The 1,582-nt window shown below is 31.2% G+C and carries 2 protein-coding genes and 1 pseudogene; 2 read left to right on the plus strand and 1 reads right to left on the minus strand.

What is annotated here, in order from left to right; translation table 11 throughout:
• Together ACKI67_RS08465 and ACKI67_RS08470 are read left to right on the plus strand one after the other, a co-directional pair.
• On the plus strand, positions 1 to 133 hold a 133-nt coding region (locus ACKI67_RS08465; RefSeq protein ID WP_407463095.1), incomplete at its 5' end, for a YneF family protein.
• 208 nt (positions 134 to 341) lie between these two features.
• Positions 342 to 875, plus strand: a complete 534-nt coding sequence (locus ACKI67_RS08470; protein WP_407463094.1) for a hypothetical protein — start codon at positions 342 to 344, stop codon at positions 873 to 875.
• A 185-nt stretch (positions 876 to 1,060) separates the two neighbouring features.
• On the opposite strand, the pseudogene ACKI67_RS08475 reads toward ACKI67_RS08470, so the two are convergent.
• Positions 1,061 to 1,147: pseudogene (locus ACKI67_RS08475) on the minus strand (NUDIX hydrolase N-terminal domain-containing protein); the annotation flags it as partial.
• Positions 1,148 to 1,582 lie beyond the last annotated feature (435 nt).

Genomic DNA, 1,582 nt, shown 5'->3' on the forward strand with positions numbered 1-1,582 from the left:
GAAATATTTGAAAGAAAATCCACCAATCAACGAACAAATGCTACGTATGATGATGGCACAGATGGGTCGTAAACCATCCGAAAAACAAGTGAAACAAATGATGAACCAAATGAATAAAATGCAAAATAAATAATAAAGACACTTTTTAATGTGTTTTGATGACTATAGGCAGCTCATTTATCTTTGAGTTGTCTATAGTCTTTTTTTATGAACAATCGGGCCAAATTATAGAATAATTATGTAGTTGAAACTTAATATTGCTTAAATCGTAATAAGTATTAGAGTGAGGGATATAAAAAATGTATAACTATGAATAAGCCACTGAGAAAGGTGAGATACAAATGAAACAATATCAATTCAATGATGTGTTATACATGAAAAAAAAGAATGCTATTCAAGTGGAAAACAGGGAGAAAGAGAGTGTTGGAACCATTGAAAAAACTGATATTTCAGGATGTGAAAAGGGAAGTGTAGTGTCATTTACTGCTCACAAGGGATCCGAAATTAAGATTGGGATTAAAAAACGAAATATCAAAAACTTTCTTGTTGCTACATACATCATTGAAACAGAAGAGAAGACCTATTTTTTGAAAGATAAGCCAGGGAATAGCCTACTCTATTTTTGTGTTTTAGGAGATATTGATGAACAAGACATACGTATTGAGGAAAATTGGAGCAACGAGATAGAAGTGAAAATAAACCAAATTCATATCGCTACTATTAAACCAAATGAATTCACCCTTAAAACAACTATACTCACTGAGGACCACATTTGCGAATCATCTTTACTTTTTGCTGTTACTATTTTGATGTACTTTATGTATAAAATTTATAAGAATGAATCCGAATCCATTGAAAATATATTTTTTGATTAATGCGGATACAACTAGGTACTCGTGTATAATCTTAAAGTCTTAATATAAAGAAGCATTCAATTGGATTCATTGAAGTTTAAGATTAGTCGATTGTTTTTGTATTTTCTACTAGTAAAGGTATTTCTCTGCGTCTCGAGTAATGTCGAACGATATTTACAAATCCAATAATGCTTTTCTTAATTTCACTAATTCGGAGTACTTTGCATCATTTCATACCTTTCAATATCATATGGATTATGTGCATATTCTAGCCCGAATTGAGCTGTCGAGCGAACATGTTCTAAGAACTTTCATCTATTTTCCATATATAATCCTCGCCTTATTAATGCAAAATCCCCAATTGATATAACTCCTTTTATTACATTATTAAAATGGATTATTTTTCTTATACTATCTAAAAACCACATGGAAATGATTTCTTAGCATCTAGCGGACGTTTTCTAAGAAATGAGCGTTAAGACCATCATTTTCAATGTCCAACTACATTAAAAGAAGATGACCCAAGTATTAAAGGTCATCTTCTTTATCTGTTGGAATCAGTTATTTGCAGAAATTTGAATTGGATTCTCTTCTCCTAGCAGTTCATATTGCTTTAAAAAATCAGAGACGATTTCCTCATATTCCTTGCTATTCTCATTAAACGATTTAGCGTGGGCGCCAATTTCAAATAGCTTAAGCATTTTTGGGCCATTTTTCTTTTCATATAA

The sequence above is a fragment of the Methanobrevibacter sp. genome, from assembly GCF_045577275.1.
Lineage (GTDB): Archaea > Methanobacteriota > Methanobacteria > Methanobacteriales > Methanobacteriaceae > Methanobrevibacter.